Annotated in this window: 3 protein-coding genes; 2 read left to right on the top strand and 1 reads right to left on the bottom strand. The window is 52.8% G+C overall.

The window, feature by feature from the left end; all coding sequences use genetic code 11:
• The first annotated feature begins 350 nt into the window (after nt 1-350).
• Both AC27KI_RS23090 and AC27KI_RS23085 read left to right on the top strand, forming a co-directional pair.
• A complete protein-coding gene (locus AC27KI_RS23090) occupies nt 351-674 on the top strand; it encodes a hypothetical protein (RefSeq protein WP_487116045.1) in 324 nt (107 codons plus the stop codon).
• Nucleotides 675-763: 89 nt separating this feature from the next.
• Nucleotides 764-1,183, top strand: coding sequence for a hypothetical protein (locus AC27KI_RS23085; protein ID WP_487116043.1), 420 nt, complete (start codon nt 764-766; stop codon nt 1,181-1,183).
• A gap of 223 nt (nt 1,184-1,406) precedes the next feature.
• Here the strand turns inward: AC27KI_RS23085 and AC27KI_RS23080 are convergent.
• Nucleotides 1,407-2,228, bottom strand: an 822-nt coding sequence (locus AC27KI_RS23080; protein WP_487116041.1) for an HDOD domain-containing protein, incomplete at its 5' end; no start/stop codon positions are given.

Raw genomic sequence — 2,228 nt, 5'->3', positions numbered from 1 at the left:
AAAATTTAGAAAATCATTTGAATTCAAATTTTTAAAGTGCGATTTGATTAAATTTATTTTTGGCGGGCAAGTTTTGAAATTGCGGCGAGCAAGTGGTGTGTGTCGTTTTGTGGTCAAATAAATTGAATTAAATGAGGCGTCAGCAGGATGGCACTTAACTGGCGATGATAAAAAACCACGAGGGGCATCTGAAATGAGAGTTTTTGTGGGGCGTGAGAGGTGATCTCTAACTTCTTGCGCGATTTTGAATGGAATTGATTTGACGCTCGTTGACGGAGTGAGATTTTGATGTTGTATTCATTTTGAAAGTCACTCAGTTACGTTGAATTTGGTTGCGTCTGAGAGTATGTATGAGCTACGAATACACTATAAAAATCTACGGCGAAAATTCGACTAACTTCATGCGGAAAGCAGAGAGCATTGTAAAAGCAGCTAATTTTTTGTCTTTCTATGGGCCCTGTGGAGAGTTTTTAATTAAAGACCCTTGTGTGACGAGTTCTTGGACTTACGATATCTCCCTCAAAAAAGAAGATCAGGCAGTTCATATTGTTCTCGTAGGGTGGAGTTTTTTAATTTATAAGGCCTTTCGAGAGGCTTTGAGTGGGCTGAATTATGAAATATCTGATGATTGTACGAATGTTAGTTTGAAGGAGATGTTTAGGATAAAAAATTAAGGATATTTTGAGGGTTGAAGGCGTTTTTTATTTCATTAAGTTGTGCTGTTGAGGAATAAAATTCGGGTATATTCGAAGCGCTAAAAGCTATGTTTTTAAGTTCAGAGATTATTCCCGGCGTGTCTATGGGCGGTGTATTGATTGGTGAAGCTATTGACTCTGTCTTTGAGAGATTTTCAGAAAAATACGAGATAGAAATATTCGATGGGACTGCGGTTTTCGAGGGTGGTTTGATTTCGATTGGCTACGCATCGTCAGGTATTGTTCACTCGGTGATGTGCGATGCTCGATTCCCCGGTAACTACAAAGAAATATTGTGGGCCGGGATGACTGTCTCTGACGTAATTGCTAAAACCAGAAAGCAGGTTGCATTTGGCGGTTGTGTCGTCGTTGACGGAGTGCAGGGAATTGGTTTGCCCTTGCCACACTGCTTTGATGATTTTGAAAAAATCACTGACTTTCTGTCTCTTGACCATGTGTTTGAGACTTTGTCAGTTTTTAGAAATTGAGTGCAGTTGGCTCTTCAGCGATTGGTGCGATCTGGCTATTGATCGAGGCGTCCAAAAAGAATCCGAGTCGTTGGGCAATAGCCCAAGGCAAAGAGCAGCGGCCGGATGCACGCAGCGACGTGCAGACACGGGTTGCTAATAGAGCAGTGACTGTCCTGCCGCCGCTTTTACGAACCAAGGGGCCCAACGCCATGCCCCGCTTCGATCTCCAACGCTTGGGTCGTCAGCCCCCGCGCTTCACATCCAGATCCGCCAGCACCCGCAGCAACCCCCGATTCACCTCTTCCAGATCCATCTCGTGCGTCTCGCACAGCTGGCGGATCGCCGCGCCGTTGTCCGTCTCCAGCGCGCAGGCCATCTCCAGGCTGGCCGCGTACGGCCCGGTGTGCAGCACGGTGGCGTCGTAGATCCGTTCGGACAGGGGCAGGCGGCGCAGGATGGCGCCCAGGGGTTCGCCCAGCAGGTCGTCCATCTGCGAGAGCAGGCCGCACAGGTAGATTTCGCGCCGCAGGTCGTTTTCCACGCCGGCGTCCAGCAGGCGCTCGGTCAGGCGGGCGCGCAGCACCATGGATTCGCGGATGGGCTGCAGGTTGGGGTCGGTGCTGGCGTGCGGCAGCTGGTCCGACAGCCAGCGCTTGAGCGAGCCGTAGCCCATCATCACCAGGCCGCGCCGCAGCGAATCCACGCCGGTGCGCAGGCCGAGCGCTGCCGAGTTGGTGTAGACCATGAAGCGGTAGGCGAGCAACGGGTCTTCGCCCAGGATCTGCTCGAAGGCCTCCAGCGACTGCTCGGCGTCGATGGCCTTCATCAGCTTGAGCACGGTGTCGTGCCCGGGCTGGGGCGGCTGGTGGCGCAGTTCGTACAGCACGTCTTCCGCGGGCCAGCCGGCCAGGGCCAGGGCCTTGTGCCGGTCCAGGCAGTGTTCCATGAGGGCGCGGCTGGCCACGTTCTCGTACATCTGTCCGGCCAGCACGGGGCTGGGCTGCTGCGGCTGCTGGCCTGCGGCGGCGTGGGGGGGCGCCCGATCCGGCGCGGGGCACGGCGG

This window comes from Acidovorax sp. KPB24-03 (assembly GCF_057546605.1).
Note: the sequence above shows the minus strand (reverse complement) of the source record. Positions and strands in the feature narration are given on the sequence as shown.

Excerpts from the sequence above, each read along its gene's own strand:
- AC27KI_RS23090 (WP_487116045.1), top strand. The coding sequence starts at position 351 with ATGAGCTACGAATACACTATAAAAATCTACGGCGAAAATTCGACTAAC.
- AC27KI_RS23085 (WP_487116043.1), top strand. The coding sequence starts at position 764 with ATGTTTTTAAGTTCAGAGATTATTCCCGGCGTGTCTATGGGCGGTGTA.